The following is a 21,249-nucleotide window of genomic DNA, read 5'->3' on the forward strand; positions in this document are numbered from 1 at the left end:
GCCGCCCCAAGCAAGCTCGCACCGCAGTGCGAAGCACGGAGGTACTTCGATGAGCACACGCTGGAACCGCCTCGCGGGCGGGCTGCTGATGGCGGCGACCGCGGTCTTCATGCTCGCGCCGCTGGTGGTGGTGGTGCTGGTCTCGTTCAGCCCCTCGCCGGTGTTCAACCTGCCCGAGGGCCAGTGGTCGCTGCGCTGGTACCGCGCGATGCTGGCCAAGGAGGGCCTGGCCGACACCGTGCTGCTGTCGGCCGCGGTGGCCGCGGGCGCGACGCTGGCGGCGCTGGTGCTCGGCACGCTGTGCGCGATCGCGATCGAGCAGGGGCGCTTCCGCGGCCGCGAGGCGCTGCTGGCCTTCCTGGTCTCGCCGCTGATGATGCCGGGGCTGGTGATCGGCGTGGCGCTGCTGCAGGCCTTCCGCGCGGTCGGGCTGGCCAACGTGTTCTGGAGCCTGCTGATCGGGCACGTGGTCATCACCCTGCCCTACGTCACGCGCACGGTGCATGCGAGCCTGGCGCTGTTCGACACCCGGCTGCTCGAGGCGGCGCAGACCCTGGGGCTGTCGCGCCCGCGCGCGCTGCTGCAGGTGATGGTGCCGGCGCTGGCACCGGCCTTCCTGACCTCGGGGCTGTTCGCCTTCCTCGCCTCGATGGACAACTACCCGATCTCGATCTTCCTGACCGACGCGCGCAGCAAGACGCTGCCGATCGAGATCCTGCACTACCTGGAGGAGTCGCCAGACCCCACCATCGCCGCCATCTCGGCCTGCCTGATCCTGCTGGCCGCCGTGGTGCTCTTCATCGCCGAAAGGCTGGTCGGCCTGCGCCGGCTGGCCCAGTTCTGACCATGGCCGATTCATCCCCTGCTTCCACTCCACCCTCCACGCGCGACTTCATCGGCTACGGCCGCGACCTGCCCGCCGTGCACTGGCCCGAGGCGGCGCGCGTGGCCGTCTCCTTCGTCGTCAACTTCGAGGAGGGCGCGGAGTTCTCCATGACCGACGGCGACAGCCGCAACGAGGCCATCTACGAGGTGATCGACGGCCAGCCGGTGCCCGACCGCTGCATCGACAGCCACTTCGAGTACGGCACGCGCGTGGCCTACTGGCGCATCGCCGACCTGTTCGAGCAGCATGGCGGGCACTTCACGCTCAGCGCCTGCGGCCGCGCGGTGGAGCGCTCGCCGTGGCTGGCGCGGCACGCATCGCAGGCCGGCCACGAGGTCTCGGCGCACGGCTGGCGCTGGGAGCGCGGCATCGACCTCACGCTCGACGAGGAGCGGCTGGCCATCGACCGCTGCTGCACCGCGATCGAGGCCGCCACCGGGCGCCGCCCCGTGGGCTGGCACACGCGCTCCAACCCGAGCCCGCACACGCGCCGCCTGCTGGTGGAGCGCGGCTTCCTCTACGACAGCGACGCCTACAACGACGACACGCCCTACCGCGTGGCGGTCGACGGCCGGCCGCACCTCGTGCTGCCCTATGCTTTCGACACCAACGACATGCAGTTCCAGAACACCCAGCGCTTCGATACCGGCGACGCCTTCGCCGACTACGTCTGTGCCGCCTACGACTGGCTGTGGCGCGAGGGCAGCGACGCGCCGCGCATGCTGTCGGTGGGCCTGCACCTGCGCATGATCGGCCGGCCCGGGCGCATCGGCGCGCTCGAGCGCATCCTGCGCCACCTCCACGACAAGGGCGGCGCCTGGGTGACCAGCCGCGAACGCATCGCCCGCCACTGGTTGGCGCACACCGACGAGGGCACGGCCGCATGAAGGAACGCGAGGACGCGGTCTACGACACGCTCTCGCGCGCGCTGCTGGCCGGCGCGCTCGCGCCCGGCGCACCGCTGCGCGAGACCGCGCTGGCCGAGGTCTTCGGCGTGAGCCGCGAGCGCATCCGCAAGATCCTGCTGCGGCTGGGCACCAACCGGCTGATCGAGATGATCCCGAACCGCGGCGCCTTCGTGGCCGCGCCCTCGCTCGAGCAGGCGCGCTCGATCTACGACGCACGCCGCATCCTCGAGGGCGGCATCGTCGCCCACCTGGCGCAGAACGCGGGCGCCGAGGCGCTGCGCCGCCTCGACGAGCACATGGAACGCGAGCAGGCCGCGCTGGCCGAGGGCGACCGCGCCACCTCGGTGCGGCTGTCGGCCGACTTCCACATGATCCTGGCCGAGGCCACGGGCAACACCTTCATCCTGCAGCAGATGCAGGAACTGGTGAGCCGGACCTCGATGCTGGTGGCGATGTACGAGGCGCCGCATTCGGCGCAATGCGCCTGCGACGAGCACCGCGACATCTTCACCTCGCTGCTCAAGGGCGACGGCGGCGGTGCCGCGCGCGCGATGCGCTCGCACCTGTCGCTGGTCGAGACCCGGCTGCGACCCGGCGCGGCCGCGCCCTCGCAGGACGTGGTGGGCGTGCTGCTGCGCATGTGGGCGGGCCAGCGCGCCGCGCAGTCCACGGACGAAGGCCGATGAGCGACGCCACGCTGCTGGTGCTCAACCCGAACACCAGCCAGGCGATGACCGAAGCCGTGGTCTCGGCCGCCCGCGCGCTGCTGCCGCCGGGCCTGCGGGCCATCGGCTGGACCGCCTCCGCCGGGCCGCCGGTGATCAAGGACCGCCCGAGCTACGACGCGGCCGCGGCCGCGATGCCGGCGCTGCTGGCCGAGGCGCCGCGCGCCGACGCCATCCTGCTGGCCTGCTTCGGCGACCCCGGGCTGGCGGTGCTGCGCGAGCGCGCCGGCGTGCCCGTGACCGGCCTGGCGGAGGCCGCCATCCTGGCCGCGCGGCAACGCGGCGAGCGCTTCGCGATCCTCACGGCGGGCGCGACCTGGGTGCCGATCCTCACCGACTGCGTGGCGGCCGGCGGCGCGTCGCACCTGCTGGCGGGCGTGTTCGCGCTCGATGGCGACGGCGCGGCGCTGCGGGCCGATCCCGAGCGCTTCCGCGCGCAGGTGCGCGCGCTGTCGGCCCGCGCGCGCGCGGCCGGCGCAACGCGGCTGGTGCCCGGCGGGGCGGCCTTCGAAGGGCTGCGCTTCGATTGGGCCGAGGGCCTGGCGGTGGACCGGCCGGTCGAGGCGGCCGTGGCGCTGCTCGCACACGCGCTGCCCAAGCCCCCGGCCTGAGCGCCGGGCCCGGCGCGGGCGGGTTGGATTTCGATACAAATTCGTGCCCCGCTCGCTGGCCCGCGCCGCCCCTGGCGAAACGCCGTCCGGGCCACTGCCAGCGGGCCCGGCCTCGGGATTCCGCCGAGGGTCGGCGGTGTAGACTGCCGGGTTTTTCCGACTCTGGCATGGCGCACGTTCCACAGCGCACTGGTTTCAACGGTTCGGCGCTCGTCCGCTTGCTCTCCCGACTGACCGATGGCGACATCCGCGAATCCGAACAGGCTTCGGCGGACCGGCTGAGCCAATGGTTCGGCTGGACCGACGCGATCTCGCTGTCGGCCGCCCTCAACGGCACGCCGGCCAGCCTGCCGCCGGCCCCGCGGGGTTCGGTGCGCGCCGATGAAAGCGAATGCGCGCGCGTGCGCGCCGCGCTGGCCCAGGCGATCGCCGAGGACAGCAGCTTCGCGCCCGCCAAGGCACGCGCGGCCGCGGCCACCGCCGGCGCCGAAACGCCGCCGCCCGACTTCGCGCCGATGCGCCAGCGCTACCTCGCGCGGCAGCAGGCGATGGAGACGGCCATCGGCCCGCTGCGCGGCCGGCTGCGCGCGCGGCTCGCGGCCGGTTCGCACGACATGGCGCGGCTCGCCGCCGTCGACGTGGTGATGGAACAGGTGCTGGGCGCGCGCGAACGCAGCCTGCTGGCGAGCGTGCCGGCGGCGCTCGAGAAGCGCTTCGCGCGGCTGCGCAAGGCCCGCCAGGACGAGGAAACGGGCGCGGAAGACAACGCCGCCGGCGGCCATGCCGACTGGCTCGCGGTCTTCCGCAAGGACATCCAGGACGTGCTGCAGGCCGAACTGGACTTTCGATTTCAACCGGTCGACGGGCTGCTCGAAGCCCTGCGCGCCGGTCACAAGGGCTGACTGGATACACATGACCCGATTTCTCCATCACGCCGTGTTCGTCGCAGGCCTGGCCGTCGTCGGCTGGGTCGGCGCCGGCTACATCGGCACGAACACGCTGGCGCTGGCCGTCACCGGGCTCGTGGCCGCGTTCTACCTGATGGGCGGGCTCGAACTGCACCGCTTCCAGCAGGCCACGGGCTCGCTGGTGCAGGCGACGAACGCGCTGTCCGAGCCCCCGGCCAGCCTCGGCGACTGGCTCGCCTCGCTGCATCCCTCGCTGCGCAACGCGGTGCGCCTGCGCGTCGAGGGCGAACGCGTGGGCCTGCCCGGGCCGGCGCTGGCGCCCTACCTCGCGGGCCTGCTGGTGCTGCTGGGCATGCTCGGCACCTTCCTCGGCATGGTGGTCACGCTCAACGGCACCGGCGCGGCGCTGCAGGGCGCGACTGACCTCGAGGCGATCCGCGAATCGCTCTCGGCCCCGGTGCGCGGCCTCGGCCTCGCCTTCGGCACCTCGGTGGCCGGCGTGGCGGCCTCGGCGGCGCTGGGCCTGGTGTCGGCGCTGTGCCGGCGCGAACGGCTGCAGGCCTCGCAGGCGCTCGACGCGAAGATCGCGAGCACCCTGCGCGTGCACTCGCAGGCGCACCGGCGCGACGAATCCTTCAAGCTGCTGCAGCGCCAGGCCGACCTGATGCCCGAGCTGGTCGGCCAGCTGCAGGCCATGATGGGCGCGATGGAGCGCCAGACCCAGGTGCTCAGCGAGCGCCTGATCGGCAACCAGGCCGAGTTCCACGGCAAGGCCGAGGCGGTCTACGCCGGCCTCGCGAGCTCGGTCGACCAGTCGCTCAAGCACAGCCTGATCGAGAGCGCGCGCGTGGCCGGCGCCGCGATCCAGCCGGTGGTCGAGGCCACCATGGCCGGCATCGCGCGCGAGACCGCCTCGCTGCACGGCAGCATCGCGCAGACGGTGCAGCAGCAGCTCGAGGGCCTGTCGTCGCGCTTCGAGGCCAGCACCGGCCGCGTGGCCGACACCTGGCAGGGCGCGCTCGCCGCGCACCAGCGCACCAGCGAGGCGCTGTCGAGCGACCTGCGCGGCTCGCTCGAAGGCTTCGCGCAGAGCTTCGAGCAGCGCTCGACCGCGCTGGTCGACGGCGTGTCGACGCGGCTCGAGACCACGGTCGGCAAGGTGTCCGACACCTGGCAACAGGCGCTGGCGCGGCATCAGGAGACGAGCGACAGGCTCTCGGGCGACGCGCAGCAGGCGCTGTCGGCCGCCGCCACGGCCTTCGAGGCGCATGCGGCCTCGCTGCTGCGCACCGTGGGCGACGCGCGGGGCGAGCTGCAGGCTGCACTGGCCGCGCGCGACGAGCAAAGGCTCGCGGCCTGGACCGAATCGCTGACCTCGATGGGCGCGGCCCTGCAGAAGGAATGGCAGCAGGCCGGCGCGCAGGCACTGATCCACCAGCAGAAGCTGCTCGACACCCAGGCCGATCTCTCGTCGCGCGACGAGGAACGGCTGTCGGCCTGGACCCGCTCGCTCGCGGCGATGGCCGCGTCGCTGCAGCAGGAATGGCAACAGGCGGGCAGCCATGTGCTGGGCCATCAGCAGAAGCTGCTCGCAACGCAAGCCGACCTCGCCGCGCGCGACGAGGAGCGCCTCGCGGCCTTCACCGGCTCGCTCGAGGCCATGGCCGCGTCGCTGCGGCAGGAATGGCAACAGGCCGGTGCCCATGCGCTCAACCATCAACAGAAGCTGCTCGAGACGCAGGCCGACCTCTCGTCGCGCGACGAACAGCGCCTCGCCGCCTGGACCGGTTCGCTCGAGTCCATGGCCACTTCGCTGCAGCGTGAATGGCGGCAGGCCGGTGCGCACAGCGCCGACCAGCAGCGCCAGCTGCTCGATGCGCTGACGAAGACCGCCGGCGAGATGTCGTCGCAGAACGAGGCGCATGCCAAGCGCACCGTCACCGAGATCGCGCAGCTGCTGCAAGCGGCCGCCGAAGCGCCGCGCGCCGCCGCCGAGGTGGTGTCGGAGCTGCGCCAGAAGCTGTCGGACAGCATGGCGCGCGACAACGCGATGCTCGAGGAACGCAACCGCCTGCTCGAGACGCTGGGCACGCTGCTCGACGCGGTCAACCATGCCTCCACCGAGCAGCGCAGTGCGGTCGACGCGCTGGTGGCGGCCTCGGCCGAGGCCATGGAGCGCGCGGGCAGCCGCTTCGCCGAACAGGTGGAGACGCAGACCGGCAAGATGGCCGAGGTGGCCGCGCAGGTCACGGGCAGCGCGGTCGAGGTCGCGAGCCTCGGCGAGACCTTCGGCTTCGCGGTGCAGCGCTTCGGCGAATCGAACGACAAGCTGGTGGCGCACCTGCAGCGCGTGGAAGGCGCGCTTGGCAAGTCGATGGCGCGCAGCGACGAACAGCTGGCCTACTACGTGGCGCAGGCGCGCGAGGTCATCGACCTCAGCATCATGTCGCAGAAGCAGATCGTCGAAGACCTGCAGCAGATCGCCAGCCGGCAGCCCGCCGCCGTGGCCAGCGAGGCGTGATGCGCCAGGACGCGGACATCGACGACGCCGGTCTCGACACCAGCGTGCCGGTCTGGGCCGTCTTCGGCGACCTGATGTCGGGCCTGCTCGGCGCCTTCGTGCTGATCCTGGTCTGCGCGATCGGCATGCAGCTCGACCTCGCGGCCAGGCTCGAATCCGAGGTCAAGCAGCGCCAGGCCGAGGCGCAGCGCCGCGAGGCGCTCGAGAAGGCGCTGGCCGGGCCGCTGGCCGCGGGCCGCGTCACGCTCAACAACGGGCGCATCGGCATCAGCGGCAGCGTGCTGTTCGCCTTCAACTCCGCCGACCTGCAGCCCGAGGGCCGGCAGGTGCTGCGCAGCCTGGCGGCGCCGCTGGCCACCTACTTGCGTTCGCGCGACGAGATCCTGATGGTGAGCGGCTTCACCGACAACCGCCAGATGCGCGAGGGCGCGCGCCTGTTCGCCGACAACTGGGAGCTCTCGGCCCAGCGCGCGCTGACCGTGACCCGCACGCTGATCGAGGAAGGCGTGCCCTCCTCCGCGGTGTTCGCCGCGGCCTTCGGCGCCGAACAGGCCGTGGCCTCGAATGCCGATGCCGATGGCCGCGCGAAGAACCGGCGCGTGGAGATGGCGCCGACGCCGCGCCCCTCCTATGCGGCGGGCACCGGCACCGCAGCGAAGGCCCGTGAGTAGCGACGCGCCCATCGACGCGAACAACGACCCGCTCGCGGTCGTCGCGGCCTGGCGCGCGCGCGGGGCCGAGCGCTTCGATCCCGTGCGGCTGCATTTCATCGAGACGCTCGCGAAACGCACCGCGGCGCAGCATGGCGAGGCCAGGCGGCTGCTCGACGAGCGGCTGCGGCAACTGCTGAGCCGCTACGGCGAGGACTTCGAGAAGGCGGTGCCGCAGGCGCCGGCCGCGGCTGCGCGGCCATTGCCACGCAGCGCGCTCGCCGAGCTCGTCGAACACATCGCGCGCCAGTCGCCGCTGTCCGAGGAAGCCTCGGCGCCCAGCGGTGCCGTGCCGGCTCGCGCCACGTCGGCGAGCCCCGCCTCGTCCGTCGCCGCCGCGCCCGCCGAGCTCAAGACCATGCGCTACTTCCGCGGCACCTGGTCGCGCCTGAGCGCCGATCGCCGGCTCACGCAGTCGCTCGCGAAGATGCCCGAGAACGCGGGTCCGCTCAATTCGCACCACCTCGTGCACCGCGCGCTGATCCTCATGCGCGATCTCTCGCCCGAGTACCTCAACCGCTTCATGACCTACGTCGACACCTTGCTGTGGGTGGAGCAGTTGCAGGCCAGCCAGGCTTCGGCACCCACGGCGCGGGCCGAGGGCGGGAAGAAGTCGGGACGCGGGAAGTCGGGCTGAACGTCCCCTTTTGCCGCAGGGCCATGGGGAAACACATTGAATGTGGCCTCCATGCACATCGTCACCGTCCACTTCCACATCGCCCCCGAACACCGGGAAGACTTCCTCCGCGAGATCAAGGCCAACGCCTCGCGCTCGGTCGAGCACGAGCCCGGCTGCCGGCAGTTCGACGTCTGCGTGGCGCCCGACGACGCGGGCCATGTCTTCCTCTACGAGGTCTACGACGACCGCGCGGCCTTCGACGCGCATCTGGCGAGCGCGCACTTCCAGAGCTTCAACAGCCTGACGACCGACTGGGTGGTCTCGAAGCAGGTGCAGAGCTTCGAGCGGGTCTGAGGCAGCGCCCTCAGCCCTGCTTCGCGGCCGGCTCCTGGACCGCGAGCACGGCCTTCAGCAGGCCGGGAAAGCGCTTGTCGACTTCCTTGCGGCGCAGTTCGTTCATGTGCGCCGGGCCGTCGGTGCGGGTGCGCACGATGCCCGCTTCGCGCAACACCCTGAAGTGATGCGACATGCTCGACTTCGCCCTGCCGCCACCCAGCGCGGCGCAGGTGGCCTCGCCGCAACCGGCCAGTTCGTGCACCACGCGCAGCCGCTCGGGATCGCTCAGGGCATAGAGGACCTGGGTCAGCGAGACATCGTCGAGGGCCGGATGGTGGAGGCTGCGCATCGCGCGACCATAGCACGGATCGCGATTTGTCCTATTGTTCGATATTTATCGAACTAGAGTACTATCGAATCTTGTCATTCACACGTTCACCGGGGATCCGATGTCAAGCCTCTTCTCGCCTTTCACCCTGAAAGACGTCACGCTGAAAAACCGCATGATCGTCTCGCCGATGTGTCAGTACTCCGCCGTCGACGGCGTGGTCAACGACTGGCACCACGTCCATCTGTCGGGCCTCGCGCGCGGCGGCGCGGCCCTGGTCATCGCCGAAGCCACGGCCGTCTCGCCCGAGGGCCGCATCACGCCCGGATGCGCCGGGATCTGGACCGACGCGCAGGCCGACGAATGGCGCAAGATCGTCGCCTCGGTCAAAGCCGCGGGCGCCGTGCCCGGCATCCAGATCGCCCACGCCGGGCGCAAGGCGAGCGCCAACCGGCCCTGGGAAGGCGACGACCACATTGCCGCCGACGACGCGCGCGGCTGGCAGACCATCGCCCCCTCGGCCGTCGCGTTCGGCGGCGGCCTCCCGAAGGTGCCCGAGGCCATGACCTTGGCCGACATCCAGCGCGTCAAGGGCGACTTCGTGGCCGCGGCCCGGCGCGCGCTCGACGCGGGCTTCGAATGGCTCGAGCTGCATTTCGCGCACGGCTACCTCGCGCAGAGCTTCTTCTCGACCTGGTCCAACAAGCGGACCGACGCCTACGGCGGCGACTTCGAAGGCCGCGCGCGCTTCCTGATCGAGACGCTCGCCGCCGTGCGCGAGGTCTGGCCCGAACGCCTGCCGCTCGCGGCCCGCTTCGGCGTGACCGAGTTCGCCGGCCAGGACGACCTCGAGGAAGGCATCGAGCTCGTGCGCAGGCTCAAGGCGGCCGGCCTCGACTTTATCGACGTCAGCATCGGCTTCTCGACGCCCACCGCGAAGATCCCGTGGGGCCCGGCGCTGATGGCGCCGATCGCGCAGCGCGTGCGACGCGAAACGGGCCTGCCCGCCACCACGAGCTGGTTCATCAGCGAGCCCCGGCAGGCGGACGAGCTGGTCGCCGGCGGCACCGTCGACCTGGTCACGCTGGGCCGGCCGCTGCTCGCAAATCCGCACTGGCCGTACCGCGCCGCGCTCGAGCTCGGCGTGGACAAGGCGGCCTGGACGCTGCCGGCGCCTTACGCGCATTGGCTGGAGCGCTACCGGTCCTCGTGATTTGCGCGACGCGGGAGCCCGGCGGCGGGCTCAGGCAGCGACGCCTGGCTGCGACCCCGGCAGCCCGTGGCCGCCGCTCACCGCGTTGACGAAGAGATAGGAAAGCACCTTCACGGCGGTGGAGTCGTCGATAAAGCGATCGGGGAAGTCGCCCCCCTTTGCGGTCCAGTTGTAGCAGGTGTATTCGAGCATCGAGCACAGCGCGGAGGCCGCGAGCTCGGTGTCGAGGTCGCGCGCATAGCCCTGCTTCTTGGACAGCTCGATCAGCGCGGAGACACCGCGGATGCCCTGCTGGCGCACGTTGCGCCAGGCGCGTTCGAACTGGCTGTCGACCATCGCCATCTGGAAGGCCGCGGTGGCCGTGGGCCAGTCGTCGCGGTAGATCTTCCAGAACGCGCCCAGCCGCGTGGACAGCGTGTCGAACGCCGTCTCCCGCTCCTCGAGCGGCTTGTTGACCTCGTCCTTGAGGCGGCGGCGGAAGTCCTCGACCAACTCGAGCAGCAACTGCTCCTTGGTCTTGAAGTACAGGTAGAAGGCGCCCGGCGACTTGCCGGCCTTGGCCATGATGTCCGCGATCTTCACGCCCGAGAACCCGTCGCTCGCGATCGCGCGCTTGGCCGCCTGCTTGACCGCCTCGCGGGTCGCGTCGCCCTTGGTGGTCGCACGCTTGCGGACTGCTACCTCTGCTTCCATTCTGAATCTTCCTTTACTTGCGATTATGCAATAGAGGCTCCTCTCTCTTTGGCCTAAACCTAGGGTTTACGATATATGAATGGAGATTTACTTTTATATTTGACGGCGTTTTAATCAGGCATCGCAGGAAATCACCCTCGAAAGAGGACGAATCCCTTCGTGTGAACATGAATTCATGTTCGTCACGAAAACAACAAAAGGAGACAACGATGCTTTCAAGACGATCGCTCATGCAGGGCGCGCTCGGCGCCGGGTTCGGCGCGCTGTCCCAGGCGCCGGCGCTGGCACAGGCGGCCGAATGGCCGCAGCGCCCGGTGCGGCTGGTGGTGCCGTTCGCCCCCGGCGGCGGCGCGGACATCGCCACGCGGCAGCTGTGCGAGCAGCTGCGCAAGGGCTGGGGCGGCACGGCCACCGTCATCGACAACAAGCCCGGCGCCAACACCATCATCGCGGCCGAGACCGTGCTCAACGCGCCGCGCGACGGCAGCACCTTCCTCGCGACCATCTCGTTGACGACGCAGCTGCCCTACCTCATGGCCAAGGTGCCGTTCAATCCCGCCACCGACTTGGTGCCGGTGGGCGCGATCACCGTCGAGCAGCTGGTGCTGGTGGCCAACCCCGCCGCCGGCGCGCGCACCCTGCCCGAGCTGTTCGCCGCCGCGCGGCGCGAGCCCCATCGCTTCGCCTTCGGCTCCTACGGTATCGGCTCCAACTCGCACCTGGTGCTCAACGAGCTCAACCGCGCCTCGGGCACCGAGATCGTCCACTCGCCCTACAAGGGCGCGGCGCCCGCCGTGCAGGCGGTGCTGGGGGGCGAGGTCACGCTGGCGGTCTCGAACTACGGCACGGTCAAGCAGCACATCGCGAGCGGCAAGCTGGTGCCCCTGGCCGTGACCGGCGAGCGGCGCTCGCGCTTCCTGCCGGCCGTCCCCTCCTTCGCCGAACTGGGCATCAAGGGCTTCGAGACGCCGGCCTGGATCGGCGTCTTCGCCGCGCGCGGCGTGCCCGACGCCATCGTCCAGAAGCTCGGCGCCGACATGCGCAAGGCGCTGCAGGCCCCCGAACTGGTCACCAAGCTCGTCGACTTTGGCCAGGAGCCGGGCCAGATGACGGTGGCCGAGTTCCAGGCACTGGTGCGGCGCGACGAAGAGAACGCGGGCCGGATGATCCGCGCGGCCGGGATCCGACTCGAATGAACGAGACGCCGATCGTCCAGGCGCTCGCGGCGCTCGCCACGGCGCATCCCGATCGCCGCGCGTTCGCCGGCGAGGGCGAGGCCTCGCGCTGGGGCGAAGTGCTGCGGCGCGTGGCCTCGATGGCCGGCGGCCTGCGCGCGGCGGGCCTGAACCCCGGTGACCGCGCGGCCACGCTCGCGCTCAATTCGCCGCGCCATTTCGAGCTGCTGCTGGCCGTGTGGTGGGCTGGCGGCGTGCTGGTGCCGCTCAACACGCGGCTCGCGAACGACGAGCTGCGCTTCATCCTCGCGCATTCGCGGGCATCGATGCTGGTCGTGGACGACGACTTCCGCGACTTCGGCCAGGCCATCGCCGCCGCGGCGGATGCGCCGAAGTCGGTGCTGACGCTCGACGAGGCGCTGCATGGCCACCTTGCCGCCAGCGAGCCGATCCCGGCCTTCGCGGTTGACCCCGCGGCGCTCGCGGCGCTCATGTACACCGGCGGCACCACCGGCCTGCCCAAGGGCGTGGAACTCACGCACCGCAACTTCGCCGCCGCGGCCACCAACATGCGGCGCGATCTCGCGCACGACGAGCACACGGTGTACCTGCATGCCGCGCCGATGTTCCACCTGGCCGACCTCGGCATCGGCCTGGCCGTGAGCCTGGCCGGCGGCGGCCACGGCTTCATGGCGCGCTTCACGCCCGAGGACTTCTACCGGCGGCTCGCGCGCGACGGCATCACCCACCTGCAGCTGGTGCCGACGATGCTCGCCGCGGTGCTCGATGCGCCGTGCCGCGACGACGCGCTGCTCGCGCGCGTGCGCCGCATCTCGTACGGCGCGGCGCCGATCTCCGCCGCGCTGCTGCAGCGCGTGCTCGACGCCTTTCCGAATGCCGGCATCCACCAGTTCTACGGCATGACCGAAAGCTGCGGCGCCTGCGTCATGCTGCCTCCCGAACGGCACGTGCTCGCGGGACCGCTCGCCGGCAAGCTCGGCGCCGCCGGCACCGCGACCGAGGGCTTCGAGATCCGGATCGTGGACGGCCAGGGGCAGCCGCTGCCCGCGGGCCAGGTCGGCGAGATCCAGATCCGCGGCGTGCCCGTGATGCGCGGCTACTGGAACGATGCCGCGCAGACGCAGGCAACGCTGAAGGACGGGTGGCTGGGCTCGGGCGACGGCGGCTACCTCGACGACGAGGGCTTCCTGTTCGTGGTCGATCGTATCAAGGACATGATCATCAGCGGCGGCGAGAACATCTACTGCGCCGAGGTCGAGAGCGCCATCGCCGGCCATCCCGCCGTGCGCGAATGCGCGGTGATCGGCCTGCCCGACGACCATTGGGGCGAACGCGTCCATGCGGTCGTCGTCGCGCGTGCCGGCTTCGCGCTGGACCGCGAGGCGCTCGACGCCCACTGCCGCGCGCGGCTGGCCGGCTACAAGGTGCCGCGCAGCTACGACTTCGCCGAATCGCTGCCGCTGTCGGGTGTCGGCAAGGTCCAGAAAAAGGCGCTGCGCGAGGCGCATCTCCTGAGGAGCGCGGCGCGATGACCGAACTGCTCTTCACACGCCACCTGTTCCAGCCCGAGCACGAGGACTTCCGCGCCCAGGTGCGGCGCTTCGTCGCGGAGCGCATCGTGCCGCACCACCGCGACTGGGAGCGCGCCGGCCAGGTGCCGCGCGACATCTGGCGGCAGGCCGGCCAGCTCGGCATGCTGTGCTGCACCGTCGACAGCCGATGGGGCGGCGCGGGCGCCGACTATCTCTACACCGTGGTCGCGCTCGAGGAGATGGCTTTCGCGCATGCGGCCGGGCCGGGCTTCGGCATCCATTCGGAAATGGCCGTGCCCTACCTCGCCCATTTCGGCAGCAATGCGCAGCGCGAGCGCTGGCTGCCGCGTCTGGTGGCGGGCGATGCCATCGCCGCGGTCGCGATGACCGAGCCCGCCGCGGGCAGCGACCTGCGCGCCATCCGCACCCGCGCCCGGCGAACGGACGGCGGCTGGCGCCTCTCGGGCCAGAAGGTGTTCATCTCCAACGGGCAACTCGCCGACCTGTTCGTGGTCGCGGCCAAGACCGACGACGACGAACGGCTGTCGATCTTCCTGGTCGATGCCGCCCTGCAAGGCGTGCAGCGTGGCCGCAAGCTCGAGAAGCTCGGCCATCACGCGCAGGACACGTCCGAACTCTTCTTCGACGAAGTACAACTCGATGGCGCGGACCTGCTCGGCGAGGCCGGCCAGGGCATGCGCTACCTGATGCACGGCCTGGCGCGCGAGCGGCTGACCATCTGCATCACCTGCCAGACCCGGGCCGAGGCAGTGTTCCGCGACACCTGCGCCTACGTGGCCGAGCGCCGCGTGTTCGACGCGCCGCTGTCGCAGATGCAGAACACGCGCTTCGCGCTCGCCACGGCGAAGGCGGACCTGCTCGCGGGCCGCGCGCTGGTCGACCGGCTGATCGCCGAGCACATGGCCGGCACGCTGGACGCGACCACGGCCGCGGCGGGAAAGCTCTGGGTGACCGAGATGCTCGGGCGCTGCGTCGACGCCTGCCTGCAGCAGCACGGCGGCTGGGGCTACATGTCGGAGTACGAGGTGTCGCGCGCCTATGCGGATGCGCGCGTGGAGCGCATCGCCGGCGGCACCTCCGAAATCATGAAGGAAATCATTGCGCGCGGCCTCTGGCCCCGCGCATCGGGCAGCAACTAGAGAGGTACGGAAATTGGAAGCATTGATCTACGACGCGGTGCGCACGCCGCGCGGCCGCGGCAAGGCACAGGGCGCACTGCACACGCTGTCGCCGCTCGAACTGTCGGCCACGGTGCTGCGGGCCCTGCCCGAGCGCAACGGCTTCGACCCCGCGGTGGTCGATGAAGTCATCCTCGGCTGCGTGGAGGCCGTCGGCGACCAGGGCGCGAACATCGCGCGCTCGGCCGTGATCGAGGCCGGCTACGGCGACACGGTGCCCGGTTTCATGGTGGCGCGCTTCTGCGGCTCAGGCCTGGACGCGGTCAACGCCGCGACCGCCAAGATCATGGCGGGCCAGGCCGACTGCGTGGTCGCGGGCGGCGTCGAAATGAACTCGCTGGTGCCGATGCTCTTCGGCACCGGCGGCCCCTCGGTCTCGGACGTCTATTTCAACGACCGCGTGCTGCAGACGCCCCAGGGCGTGGCGGCGGACCTGATCGCCACCCTCGAAGGCTTCTCGCGCGCCGACGTCGATGCCTTCGCGGCGCGCTCGCACCAGAACGCGGCCGCCGCGCAGCGCGCCGGCTGGTTCGACCGCTCGCTGGTGCCCGTGCACGACCGCAACGGCCGCCTGTGCCTGGCAACCGACGAGCTGGTGCGGCCCGAGACCACGGTCGATTCGCTCGCGGCGCTCAAGGCCTCGTTCCTGAGCTCCGGCGAGAAGATGGGTTTCGACGCCACCGTGCGCTACCGCTACCCGCAGGTCGACAGGGTGAACCACGTGCACCACGCCGGCAATTCATCCGGCATCTCGGACGGCGCTTCCGCGGTGCTGCTCGGCAGCCACCGGCTCGGCGACCAGTTGGGCCGCAAGCCCCGCGCGCGCGTGCTCGCCACCGCGAGCGCGGCCGCCGACCCCTGCGTCATGCTGACCGCTCCCACGCCGGCCACCGAGAAGGCGCTCGCGCGCGCCGGGCTGCGCATCCAGGACATCGACCTGTTCGAGGTCAACGAGGCCTTCGCCTCCGTGGTGCTCAAGTACATGAAAGACCTGGGGGTCGATCCCGAGCGCATGAACGTCGCCGGCGGCGCGATCGCGCTCGGCCATCCGGTCGGCGCGACCGGCGGGATGCTGATCGGGACGCTGGTCGATGAACTCGAGCGCCGCGGACTGCGCCGCGGGCTGGTCGCGATGTGCACCGGCCTGGGCATGGGCGTCGCAACGATTGTGGAACTGGTCTGAGGGAGCGCTGCAAATGATCGACTACGAACAAGACGCCGACGGCGTCGCCCACATCGTCTGGAACAACCCGGACGGACCGGTCAACCTCAAGACCGACGCCTCGATCGCGGCCTTCTCGGCGGCGGTCGACCGGGCGCTGGCCGACGACGCGGTGCGCGGCGTGCTGGTGCGCTCGGCCAAGCGCGACTTCGTCGCGGGCGGCGACCTGCTGGGCCTCTATGCCACGCAGACGGCCGAAGGCGCCATCGCCAAGGTCTCCACCGTCGGTGCGACGCTGCGCCGCATGGAGCGCGCGGGCAAGCCCTTCGTGGCGGTGCTCGGCGGCTCGGCGTTGGGCGGCGGGCTCGAGGTCGCGCTGGCCTGCCACCACCGGCTGGCGGCGGACGACGCGCGGCTCCGGTTCGGCCTGCCCGAGGTCACGCTGGGACTGATCCCCGGCGCCGGCGGCACGCAGCGCCTGCCGCGGCTGATCGGCATCGCGCCCGCGACGCGGCTGCTGATGGACGGCAAGCCGGTCGGCGCCGCCGAGGCGCTGGCGCTCGGGCTGGTGAACGAAGTGGTGGCGGCCGACCGCCTGCTCGAGACCGCGCGCGCCTGGGTGCTCGCCCATCCGCAGGCGCAGCAGCCCTGGGACCGCAAGGGCTTCCGCTATCCGGGCTTCGAGCCGCAATCGCTGGAAGGCCGCGCCTTCTTCTTCAATGCCTGGCCGCAGCTGCGGCGCAAGTCGCCGATGGAGGACCGCGCGCCCGGCGTGCTGCTGCACGTGCTCGGCCAGGCGCTGCAGCGCGACATCGACGCGGGCCTCGCGATCGAGCAGCGCTACTTCGCCCAGGTCGTGACCTCGCCATCCGCCAAGAACCGCATCCGCACCCAGTTCATCGCGGCCAACGCGGCGCGCAAGCTCACGCGCCGCAGCCCTGACGTGCCGCGCTTCGAGCCGAAGCGCGTGGGCGTGATCGGCGCCGGCACCATGGGCGCGGGCATCGCCCTGGTCTGCGCGCGCGCCGGCATCGCCACCGTGCTGCTCGATCGCGACGACGCCACCGCCGCGCGCGGACGCGAGCGGATCGCGAAGACGCTCGACGGCTCGGTCGAACGCAAGCTCATGGGCGCGCAGGAGCGCGATGCCATCCTCGGCCGGCTGCAGGCCGGGTCGGACTTCGAACTGCTGCAAGGCTGCGAACTAGTGGTCGAGGCCGTGATCGAGGTCGCGCAGGCCAAGCGCGAGGTGTTCGAGCGCGTGCTCGCGGCCGCCGGCCCCGACGTGCTGCTCGCCACTAACACCTCGACGCTGTCGATCTCCAGCCTCGCGAAGACGGTGGCGCATCCGCGCAACTTCATCGGCCTGCACTTCTTCGCGCCGGTGGACCGCATGGCGCTGGTGGAAGTCATCATGGGCGCGGACACCTCCGAAGCCACGCTCGCCCGCTCGCTGGACTTCCTCAGGCTGCTCGGCAAGACGCCGGTGGTGGTCAACGACGGCCCCGGCTTCTACACCTCGCGCGTGGTCGGTGCCTACACGCGCGAAGCGCTGCACCTGCTCAACGAGGGCGTGTCGCCGGCGCTGATCGACAACGCGGCCTTCATCGCGGGACTGCCGATCGGGCCGCTCGCGATGGCCGACCTGACCTCCTACGACCTGCTGGCCGACATCGTCGGCAGCCTGGCGCGCGAGGCCCGCGGTACCGCGGTGCAGTCGCAGGGCGCGCAGCAGGCGATAGCGAAGCTGCTGGGCGCCGGCCGCCTCGGCCGCAAGGCCGCGGGCGGCGTCTACGACTATCCGCCCGAGGGCAAGACCGTGTGGAGCGGGCTGGCCGAGCTGTTCCCGCCGCGTTCGCCGCAGCCCTCGACGCAGGAGGTGGTCAACCGGCTGCTGCACATCCAGTCGCTGGAAACGGTGCATGCGATGGACGAAGGCATCGCCAGCGATCCGCTCGCGCTCGATGCCGCTGCCGTGCTGGGCTGGAGCTATCCGGCCTTCCGCGGCGGCGTGCTCGCGCACATCGACCAGGCGGGTGCCGGCCGCTTCGTGGCCGAATGCGATGCCCTGGCGCGCCAGCACGGCCCGCGCTTCGAGGCGCCGGCATCGCTGCGCGCCATGGCGCGCGACGGCGGCCGCTTCCACGCGCTGGGCTAGGAGCGCGCAATGGCCACATTCGACCTGCCATCCGCGCCCGCGATCCTCGCGGAGGTCTTTCCGCCCTGGGTGCTCTCGCTGCGCCCCGAGATCGTCCATATCGGCGATGGCCGGACGGTGCTCGCCATGCCGCTGTCGCCGGTCGCCTGCCGCGAAGGCGGGACCGTGTCGGGCCAGGCGATCGCGGCGCTGGCCGACACCGCGATGGTGTGCGCGCTGTGGGCCGCGCTGGGCGAGCAGCGCCCGATCGCGACCGTCGACCTGCACGTCACCTACCTGCGCGCCGCGAAGGACGGCCTGCGCGCCACGGCCGAGGTCGTGAAGCAGGGACGCAGCCTGTCGTTCGCGCGCGTGAGCATCGCGAGCATCGGCGAACCCGATCGCCCGGTGGCCACGGCCATCGGCACTTTCGCGACCGGCGCATGAGCGGGCCTCAGACCACGGCGCTGCCGCGCATCCTGGTCGCCGGCGCGGGCATCGGCGGCCTCGCGCTGGCCGCGCTGCTGCATCGGCGCGGCTTCGCGGTCGAGGTGTACGAGCAGGCCAGCCGGCTGCAGGAAGTCGGCGCGGGCGTGCAGCTGAGCGCGAACGCGGTCAAGGTGCTGCGCGCGCTCGAGATCGACGAGCAGGTCGTGTCCCGAGGCTTCCTGCCGCGTCACTTCATCGGCTGGAGCTGGCGCTCCGGCCGCATGCTCTACAAGACCCCGCTGCATCCCTCGCACAAGGCCCGCTACGGCGCGCCCTATGTGCACGTGCATCGCGCCGACCTGCACGCGCTGCTGCGCTCGGCGCTTCCGGACGGCATGGTCCGGATCGCGCACAAGGTCTCGGCCGTGACCCAGGAGGCCGACCGGGTGCGCGTCGACTTCGAGAACGGCCATGTGGCGTTCGCGGACGTCGTCATCGGCGCCGACGGCATCCATTCGGCGGTGCGGCGCTCGCTGTTCGGCGACGAGGCGCCGCGCTTCACCGGCAACATCTGCTGGCGCGGCATCATCCCCGCGGAGCTGCTGCCTCCGGGCCAGGTGCTGCCCGCCTCGTCGAACTGGATGGGGCCCGACGGCCACGTCGTGACCTACTACCTGCGCGGCGGTGCGCTCGTCAACTTCGTGGCGATCCGCGAGACCGAGGCCTGGACCGGCGAGTCGTGGACCACGCCCAGCTCGAAGGACGAACTGCTGCGGGCCTTCGAGGGCTGGAACCCGCGGCTGCTCGCGCTCTTCGAGCGCGCCGAGGGCCTGTACAAGTGGGGCCTGTTCGATCGCGATCCGCTCGCGCAATGGAGCGTGGGCCGGGTCACGCTGATCGGCGATGCCGCGCATCCGATGCTGCCCTTTCTCGCGCAGGGCGCCGCGCAGGCGCTCGAGGACAGCTATGCGCTGGCCGACTGGCTGACGCGTTTTCCGCATGCGCCGGTCGAGGCGCTCGCGGCCTACGAGGCGGAGCGCAAGCCACGCACCAGCCGCATCCAGCTCGGCGCGCGCGAACGCGGTCGCACCGCGCACCTGCGCTCGCCGTGGGCACGGCTGAAGCGCGACCTGGGCTTCTTCTGGCAGAACCTCACGGCACCCGGCAAGACCTCGCACCGCGCCGAGTGGATCTTCCAGCACGACGTGACGCAGGCGCCGCGAACGCTCGAGGCCCGCGAGACGGCGCGCGCATGAGGCCGGCGCCGCACGGCCCCTTGCAGGGCCTCAAGGTGGTGGAGATGCCCGCGATCGGCCCCGTGCCCTTCTGCGGCATGCTGCTGGCCGACCTCGGCGCCGACGTGCTGCGGCTGGACCGACCGCACACGGCCGGCCTCGGCGAGCCGCTGGACACGGCCTGCGACGATCTGGGCCGCGGCAAGCGATCGCTGGTCGCGGACCTGAAGGCGCCGGGCTCGCGGGAGCGGGTGCTGGCCATCCTCGAGAAGGCCGACGTCGTCATCGAGGGCTTCAGGCCCGGCGTGATGGAGCGGCTCGGCCTCGGGCCGGAGGTGGCGCTGCGGCGCAACCCTCGCCTCGTCTACGGCCGCATGACCGGCTGGGGACAGCACGGGCCGCTCGCGGCATCGGCCGGGCACGACATCAACTACCTCGCGCTCACGGGCGCGCTGCATGCCATCGGACGAAGCGGCGAAGCGCCGGTGCCGCCGCTCAACCTGGTCGCGGATTTCGGCGGCGGCTCGCTGTACCTGGCGCTGGGCATTCTCTCGGCGCTGCACGAGCGCCAGTCGTCGGGCGCGGGCCAGGTGATCGATGCCGCGATCGTCGATGGCGCATCGTCGCTCATGACCCTCTCGTATGCGCTGCGGCGCCAGGGCCTGTGGCGCGACGAGCGCGGGGCGAACTCGCTCGACGGCGGCGCGCCCTGGTACGACAGCTACCGCTGCCTCGACGGCGAGTACGTCTGCGTCGGCGCGCTCGAGCGGAAGTTCTTCGTCGAGCTGATGGGCCTGATCGGCCTCGATGCCGACGACTTTCCCGATCACATGGACCGGGCATGCTGGCCCGCGCTTCGCTCCGTGCTGGCCCGCACCTTCGCGCAGCGCAGCCGCGACGCCTGGTGCGCGCTGCTCGAGGGCACGGACTGCTGCTTCGCGCCGGTGCTGTCGATGGCACAGGCCGCGGAGCATCCGCACCTGAAGGCGCGCGCCACCTTCGCGGACCCCGGCACGGGAATGCAGCCGGCCGCCGCGCCGAGGTTCTCGCGCACCCCCGGCCGGGCCGGACATGCGGCGCCCGCGCCTGGATGCGGCGGCGACGAAGCGCTGCGCGACTGGGGCGTGGAAGGCCTAGCGTGACCGCCGGGTCGACGTGGGCAGCTTGATCAGGTACTGGCAGATCAGCCGGTCGCCGCGCAGGCACTGCTCGGTCGCGGGCCGTCCCGTCGCCTCCGAGAAGAACGAAGCCATCGCCCGGCACATGCACGAGGCCTCGCGCACCGCGCTGCCCAGCGGACAGCTGTAGTTGCGAACGAGCATGCCGTCGGACTGCACCGTGGCATCGGTGCTGGCCCCGAGCGCATCGGCCGCGGCCATCGCCGCCTTCAGGCCGGCCTCGAAATCCGCGGGCTTCGACAGGCCCGCCTCGCGCGCGAGCTGGCGGCCGGTCGCGTCCATCACCTCGTGCAATGCCTTCTCGTCGAGGCGCTTGCCGAGCACCGCCACCAGCCCCGAGAGAAAGACCTGGTAGGCGCTGGAGGACAGGTCCTCGCTGCCGGGCGCGGCCTCGTAGACCGCGGCGGGCTTGCCCAGGCCGCCGCGCGGGCGCGCCTTCGCGCGGCGCACGCTGCCTTCGGCCTCGAGCTGGCGCAGCTGGACGTTGATCGCGTTGCGCGTCACGTTCAGGCGTTCGCACATCTCGGCGACGCTCAGTGCTTCGCGCCGGAGCAGGTCCAGCATGTCGTTCTTGGTGCTCATGGCGCTTCTTGCGAGGGGATCTCGCGCAAAAGTGTACGGGCAGCCCGAGCGACACGCGACAACAATGCCATTAATGACAATAAGTATTGTCATTAATGACTGGAAATTCTAGAATTCGCCCACAACGACCCCACGGACGAC

The 21,249-nt window shown here is 71.4% G+C and carries 21 protein-coding genes; 18 read left to right on the forward strand and 3 right to left on the reverse strand.

Going from position 1 to position 21,249, the window contains the following annotated elements:
• Positions 1 to 49 precede the first annotated feature (49 nt).
• From ACODT0_RS22710 to ACODT0_RS22750, 9 genes are all read left to right on the forward strand, one after another.
• Positions 50 to 844 (forward strand): ABC transporter permease, encoded by a 795-nt coding sequence (locus tag ACODT0_RS22710; RefSeq protein ID WP_093345404.1) that lies wholly within the window; start codon positions 50 to 52, stop codon positions 842 to 844.
• A gap of 2 nt (positions 845 to 846) precedes the next feature.
• Complete coding sequence (locus tag ACODT0_RS22715) at positions 847 to 1,773, forward strand: polysaccharide deacetylase family protein (RefSeq protein WP_489042313.1); 927 nt, start codon at positions 847 to 849, stop codon at positions 1,771 to 1,773.
• A complete protein-coding gene (locus ACODT0_RS22720; protein ID WP_093345398.1) occupies positions 1,770 to 2,480 on the forward strand; it encodes a GntR family transcriptional regulator in 711 nt (236 codons plus the stop codon). The genes ACODT0_RS22715 and ACODT0_RS22720 overlap by 4 nt, the downstream gene beginning before the upstream one ends.
• Complete coding sequence (locus ACODT0_RS22725; protein ID WP_489042314.1) at positions 2,477 to 3,130, forward strand: aspartate/glutamate racemase family protein; 654 nt, start codon at positions 2,477 to 2,479, stop codon at positions 3,128 to 3,130. Before ACODT0_RS22720 ends, ACODT0_RS22725 begins: the two co-directional genes overlap by 4 nt.
• A 167-nt stretch (positions 3,131 to 3,297) precedes the next feature.
• Positions 3,298 to 4,032 carry a DUF3348 domain-containing protein gene (locus tag ACODT0_RS22730; protein WP_489042315.1) on the forward strand — a complete coding sequence of 245 codons (735 nt, stop codon included), beginning with the start codon at positions 3,298 to 3,300 and terminating at the stop codon, positions 4,030 to 4,032.
• Between the two features lie 10 nt (positions 4,033 to 4,042).
• Positions 4,043 to 6,559 (forward strand): DUF802 domain-containing protein, encoded by a 2,517-nt coding sequence (locus ACODT0_RS22735; protein WP_489042316.1) that lies wholly within the window; start codon positions 4,043 to 4,045, stop codon positions 6,557 to 6,559.
• Positions 6,559 to 7,230: an OmpA family protein gene (locus ACODT0_RS22740; protein WP_489042317.1), complete on the forward strand. Its 672-nt coding sequence runs from the start codon at positions 6,559 to 6,561 to the stop codon at positions 7,228 to 7,230. Before ACODT0_RS22735 ends, ACODT0_RS22740 begins: the two co-directional genes overlap by 1 nt.
• Complete coding sequence (locus tag ACODT0_RS22745; protein WP_489042318.1) at positions 7,223 to 7,906, forward strand: DUF2894 domain-containing protein; 684 nt, start codon at positions 7,223 to 7,225, stop codon at positions 7,904 to 7,906. The genes ACODT0_RS22740 and ACODT0_RS22745 overlap by 8 nt, the downstream gene beginning before the upstream one ends.
• Positions 7,907 to 7,957: 51 nt before the next feature.
• Positions 7,958 to 8,242 carry a putative quinol monooxygenase gene (locus ACODT0_RS22750; RefSeq protein WP_057590142.1) on the forward strand — a complete coding sequence of 95 codons (285 nt, stop codon included), beginning with the start codon at positions 7,958 to 7,960 and terminating at the stop codon, positions 8,240 to 8,242.
• Positions 8,243 to 8,252: 10 nt separating this feature from the next.
• Here the strand turns inward: ACODT0_RS22750 and ACODT0_RS22755 are convergent, their stop codons facing one another.
• A complete protein-coding gene (locus tag ACODT0_RS22755) occupies positions 8,253 to 8,573 on the reverse strand; it encodes an ArsR/SmtB family transcription factor (RefSeq protein ID WP_489042319.1) in 321 nt (106 codons plus the stop codon).
• A 100-nt stretch (positions 8,574 to 8,673) separates the two neighbouring features.
• On the opposite strand from ACODT0_RS22755, the gene ACODT0_RS22760 reads away from it, so the two are divergent.
• Complete coding sequence (locus ACODT0_RS22760) at positions 8,674 to 9,765, forward strand: NADH:flavin oxidoreductase/NADH oxidase (protein ID WP_489042320.1); 1,092 nt, start codon at positions 8,674 to 8,676, stop codon at positions 9,763 to 9,765.
• A gap of 30 nt (positions 9,766 to 9,795) precedes the next feature.
• Here ACODT0_RS22760 and ACODT0_RS22765 read toward each other — a convergent pair whose 3' ends face one another.
• Positions 9,796 to 10,458: a TetR/AcrR family transcriptional regulator gene (locus tag ACODT0_RS22765; RefSeq protein ID WP_489042321.1), complete on the reverse strand. Its 663-nt coding sequence runs from the start codon at positions 10,456 to 10,458 to the stop codon at positions 9,796 to 9,798.
• A gap of 209 nt (positions 10,459 to 10,667) precedes the next feature.
• Here ACODT0_RS22765 and ACODT0_RS22770 point away from each other — a divergent pair, with 209 nt between their 5' ends.
• From ACODT0_RS22770 to ACODT0_RS22805, 8 genes are read left to right on the forward strand one after another with little or no spacing between them, the layout of a single operon-like run.
• Positions 10,668 to 11,654 (forward strand): Bug family tripartite tricarboxylate transporter substrate binding protein, encoded by a 987-nt coding sequence (locus tag ACODT0_RS22770; RefSeq protein WP_489042322.1) that lies wholly within the window; start codon positions 10,668 to 10,670, stop codon positions 11,652 to 11,654.
• On the forward strand, positions 11,651 to 13,186 hold the full coding sequence (locus tag ACODT0_RS22775) for a class I adenylate-forming enzyme family protein (RefSeq protein ID WP_489042323.1): 1,536 nt from the start codon (positions 11,651 to 11,653) through the stop codon (positions 13,184 to 13,186). Before ACODT0_RS22770 ends, ACODT0_RS22775 begins: the two co-directional genes overlap by 4 nt.
• A complete protein-coding gene (locus ACODT0_RS22780) occupies positions 13,183 to 14,346 on the forward strand; it encodes an acyl-CoA dehydrogenase family protein (RefSeq protein WP_489042324.1) in 1,164 nt (387 codons plus the stop codon). The genes ACODT0_RS22775 and ACODT0_RS22780 overlap by 4 nt, the downstream gene beginning before the upstream one ends.
• 13 nt (positions 14,347 to 14,359) lie before the next feature.
• Positions 14,360 to 15,568, forward strand: a complete 1,209-nt coding sequence (locus ACODT0_RS22785) for an acetyl-CoA C-acetyltransferase (protein ID WP_057590149.1) — start codon at positions 14,360 to 14,362, stop codon at positions 15,566 to 15,568.
• Positions 15,569 to 15,581: 13 nt separating this feature from the next.
• Complete coding sequence (locus ACODT0_RS22790; protein WP_489042325.1) at positions 15,582 to 17,705, forward strand: 3-hydroxyacyl-CoA dehydrogenase NAD-binding domain-containing protein; 2,124 nt, start codon at positions 15,582 to 15,584, stop codon at positions 17,703 to 17,705.
• 9 nt (positions 17,706 to 17,714) lie between these two features.
• Positions 17,715 to 18,131 carry a PaaI family thioesterase gene (locus ACODT0_RS22795; RefSeq protein ID WP_489042326.1) on the forward strand — a complete coding sequence of 139 codons (417 nt, stop codon included), beginning with the start codon at positions 17,715 to 17,717 and terminating at the stop codon, positions 18,129 to 18,131.
• Positions 18,128 to 19,369, forward strand: a complete 1,242-nt coding sequence (locus tag ACODT0_RS22800) for an FAD-dependent monooxygenase (protein ID WP_489042327.1) — start codon at positions 18,128 to 18,130, stop codon at positions 19,367 to 19,369. The genes ACODT0_RS22795 and ACODT0_RS22800 overlap by 4 nt, the downstream gene beginning before the upstream one ends.
• Complete coding sequence (locus tag ACODT0_RS22805) at positions 19,366 to 20,490, forward strand: CaiB/BaiF CoA transferase family protein (protein ID WP_489042328.1); 1,125 nt, start codon at positions 19,366 to 19,368, stop codon at positions 20,488 to 20,490. Before ACODT0_RS22800 ends, ACODT0_RS22805 begins: the two co-directional genes overlap by 4 nt.
• On the opposite strand, the gene ACODT0_RS22810 is transcribed toward ACODT0_RS22805, so the two are convergent.
• Positions 20,482 to 21,108, reverse strand: a complete 627-nt coding sequence (locus tag ACODT0_RS22810) for a helix-turn-helix transcriptional regulator (RefSeq protein ID WP_489042329.1) — start codon at positions 21,106 to 21,108, stop codon at positions 20,482 to 20,484. The genes ACODT0_RS22805 and ACODT0_RS22810 overlap by 9 nt on opposite strands.
• Positions 21,109 to 21,249: the final 141 nt, after the last annotated feature.

The organism is Variovorax sp. FG153, from assembly GCF_057809595.1.

Excerpts from the sequence above, each read along its gene's own strand:
- ACODT0_RS22725 (WP_489042314.1), top strand. The coding sequence starts at position 2,477 with ATGAGCGACGCCACGCTGCTGGTGCTCAACCCGAACACCAGCCAGGCG.
- ACODT0_RS22760 (WP_489042320.1), top strand. The coding sequence starts at position 8,674 with ATGTCAAGCCTCTTCTCGCCTTTCACCCTGAAAGACGTCACGCTGAAA.
- ACODT0_RS22805 (WP_489042328.1), top strand. The coding sequence starts at position 19,366 with ATGAGGCCGGCGCCGCACGGCCCCTTGCAGGGCCTCAAGGTGGTGGAG.
- ACODT0_RS22720 (WP_093345398.1), top strand. The coding sequence starts at position 1,770 with ATGAAGGAACGCGAGGACGCGGTCTACGACACGCTCTCGCGCGCGCTG.
- ACODT0_RS22800 (WP_489042327.1), top strand. The coding sequence starts at position 18,128 with ATGAGCGGGCCTCAGACCACGGCGCTGCCGCGCATCCTGGTCGCCGGC.
- ACODT0_RS22740 (WP_489042317.1), top strand. The coding sequence starts at position 6,559 with ATGCGCCAGGACGCGGACATCGACGACGCCGGTCTCGACACCAGCGTG.
- ACODT0_RS22795 (WP_489042326.1), top strand. The coding sequence starts at position 17,715 with ATGGCCACATTCGACCTGCCATCCGCGCCCGCGATCCTCGCGGAGGTC.
- ACODT0_RS22755 (WP_489042319.1), bottom strand. The coding sequence starts at position 8,573 with ATGCGCAGCCTCCACCATCCGGCCCTCGACGATGTCTCGCTGACCCAG.
- ACODT0_RS22710 (WP_093345404.1), top strand. The coding sequence starts at position 50 with ATGAGCACACGCTGGAACCGCCTCGCGGGCGGGCTGCTGATGGCGGCG.
- ACODT0_RS22790 (WP_489042325.1), top strand. The coding sequence starts at position 15,582 with ATGATCGACTACGAACAAGACGCCGACGGCGTCGCCCACATCGTCTGG.
- ACODT0_RS22735 (WP_489042316.1), top strand. The coding sequence starts at position 4,043 with ATGACCCGATTTCTCCATCACGCCGTGTTCGTCGCAGGCCTGGCCGTC.
- ACODT0_RS22775 (WP_489042323.1), top strand. The coding sequence starts at position 11,651 with ATGAACGAGACGCCGATCGTCCAGGCGCTCGCGGCGCTCGCCACGGCG.
- ACODT0_RS22750 (WP_057590142.1), top strand. The coding sequence starts at position 7,958 with ATGCACATCGTCACCGTCCACTTCCACATCGCCCCCGAACACCGGGAA.
- ACODT0_RS22810 (WP_489042329.1), bottom strand. The coding sequence starts at position 21,108 with ATGAGCACCAAGAACGACATGCTGGACCTGCTCCGGCGCGAAGCACTG.
- ACODT0_RS22715 (WP_489042313.1), top strand. The coding sequence starts at position 847 with ATGGCCGATTCATCCCCTGCTTCCACTCCACCCTCCACGCGCGACTTC.
- ACODT0_RS22780 (WP_489042324.1), top strand. The coding sequence starts at position 13,183 with ATGACCGAACTGCTCTTCACACGCCACCTGTTCCAGCCCGAGCACGAG.
- ACODT0_RS22765 (WP_489042321.1), bottom strand. The coding sequence starts at position 10,458 with ATGGAAGCAGAGGTAGCAGTCCGCAAGCGTGCGACCACCAAGGGCGAC.
- ACODT0_RS22730 (WP_489042315.1), top strand. The coding sequence starts at position 3,298 with ATGGCGCACGTTCCACAGCGCACTGGTTTCAACGGTTCGGCGCTCGTC.
- ACODT0_RS22770 (WP_489042322.1), top strand. The coding sequence starts at position 10,668 with ATGCTTTCAAGACGATCGCTCATGCAGGGCGCGCTCGGCGCCGGGTTC.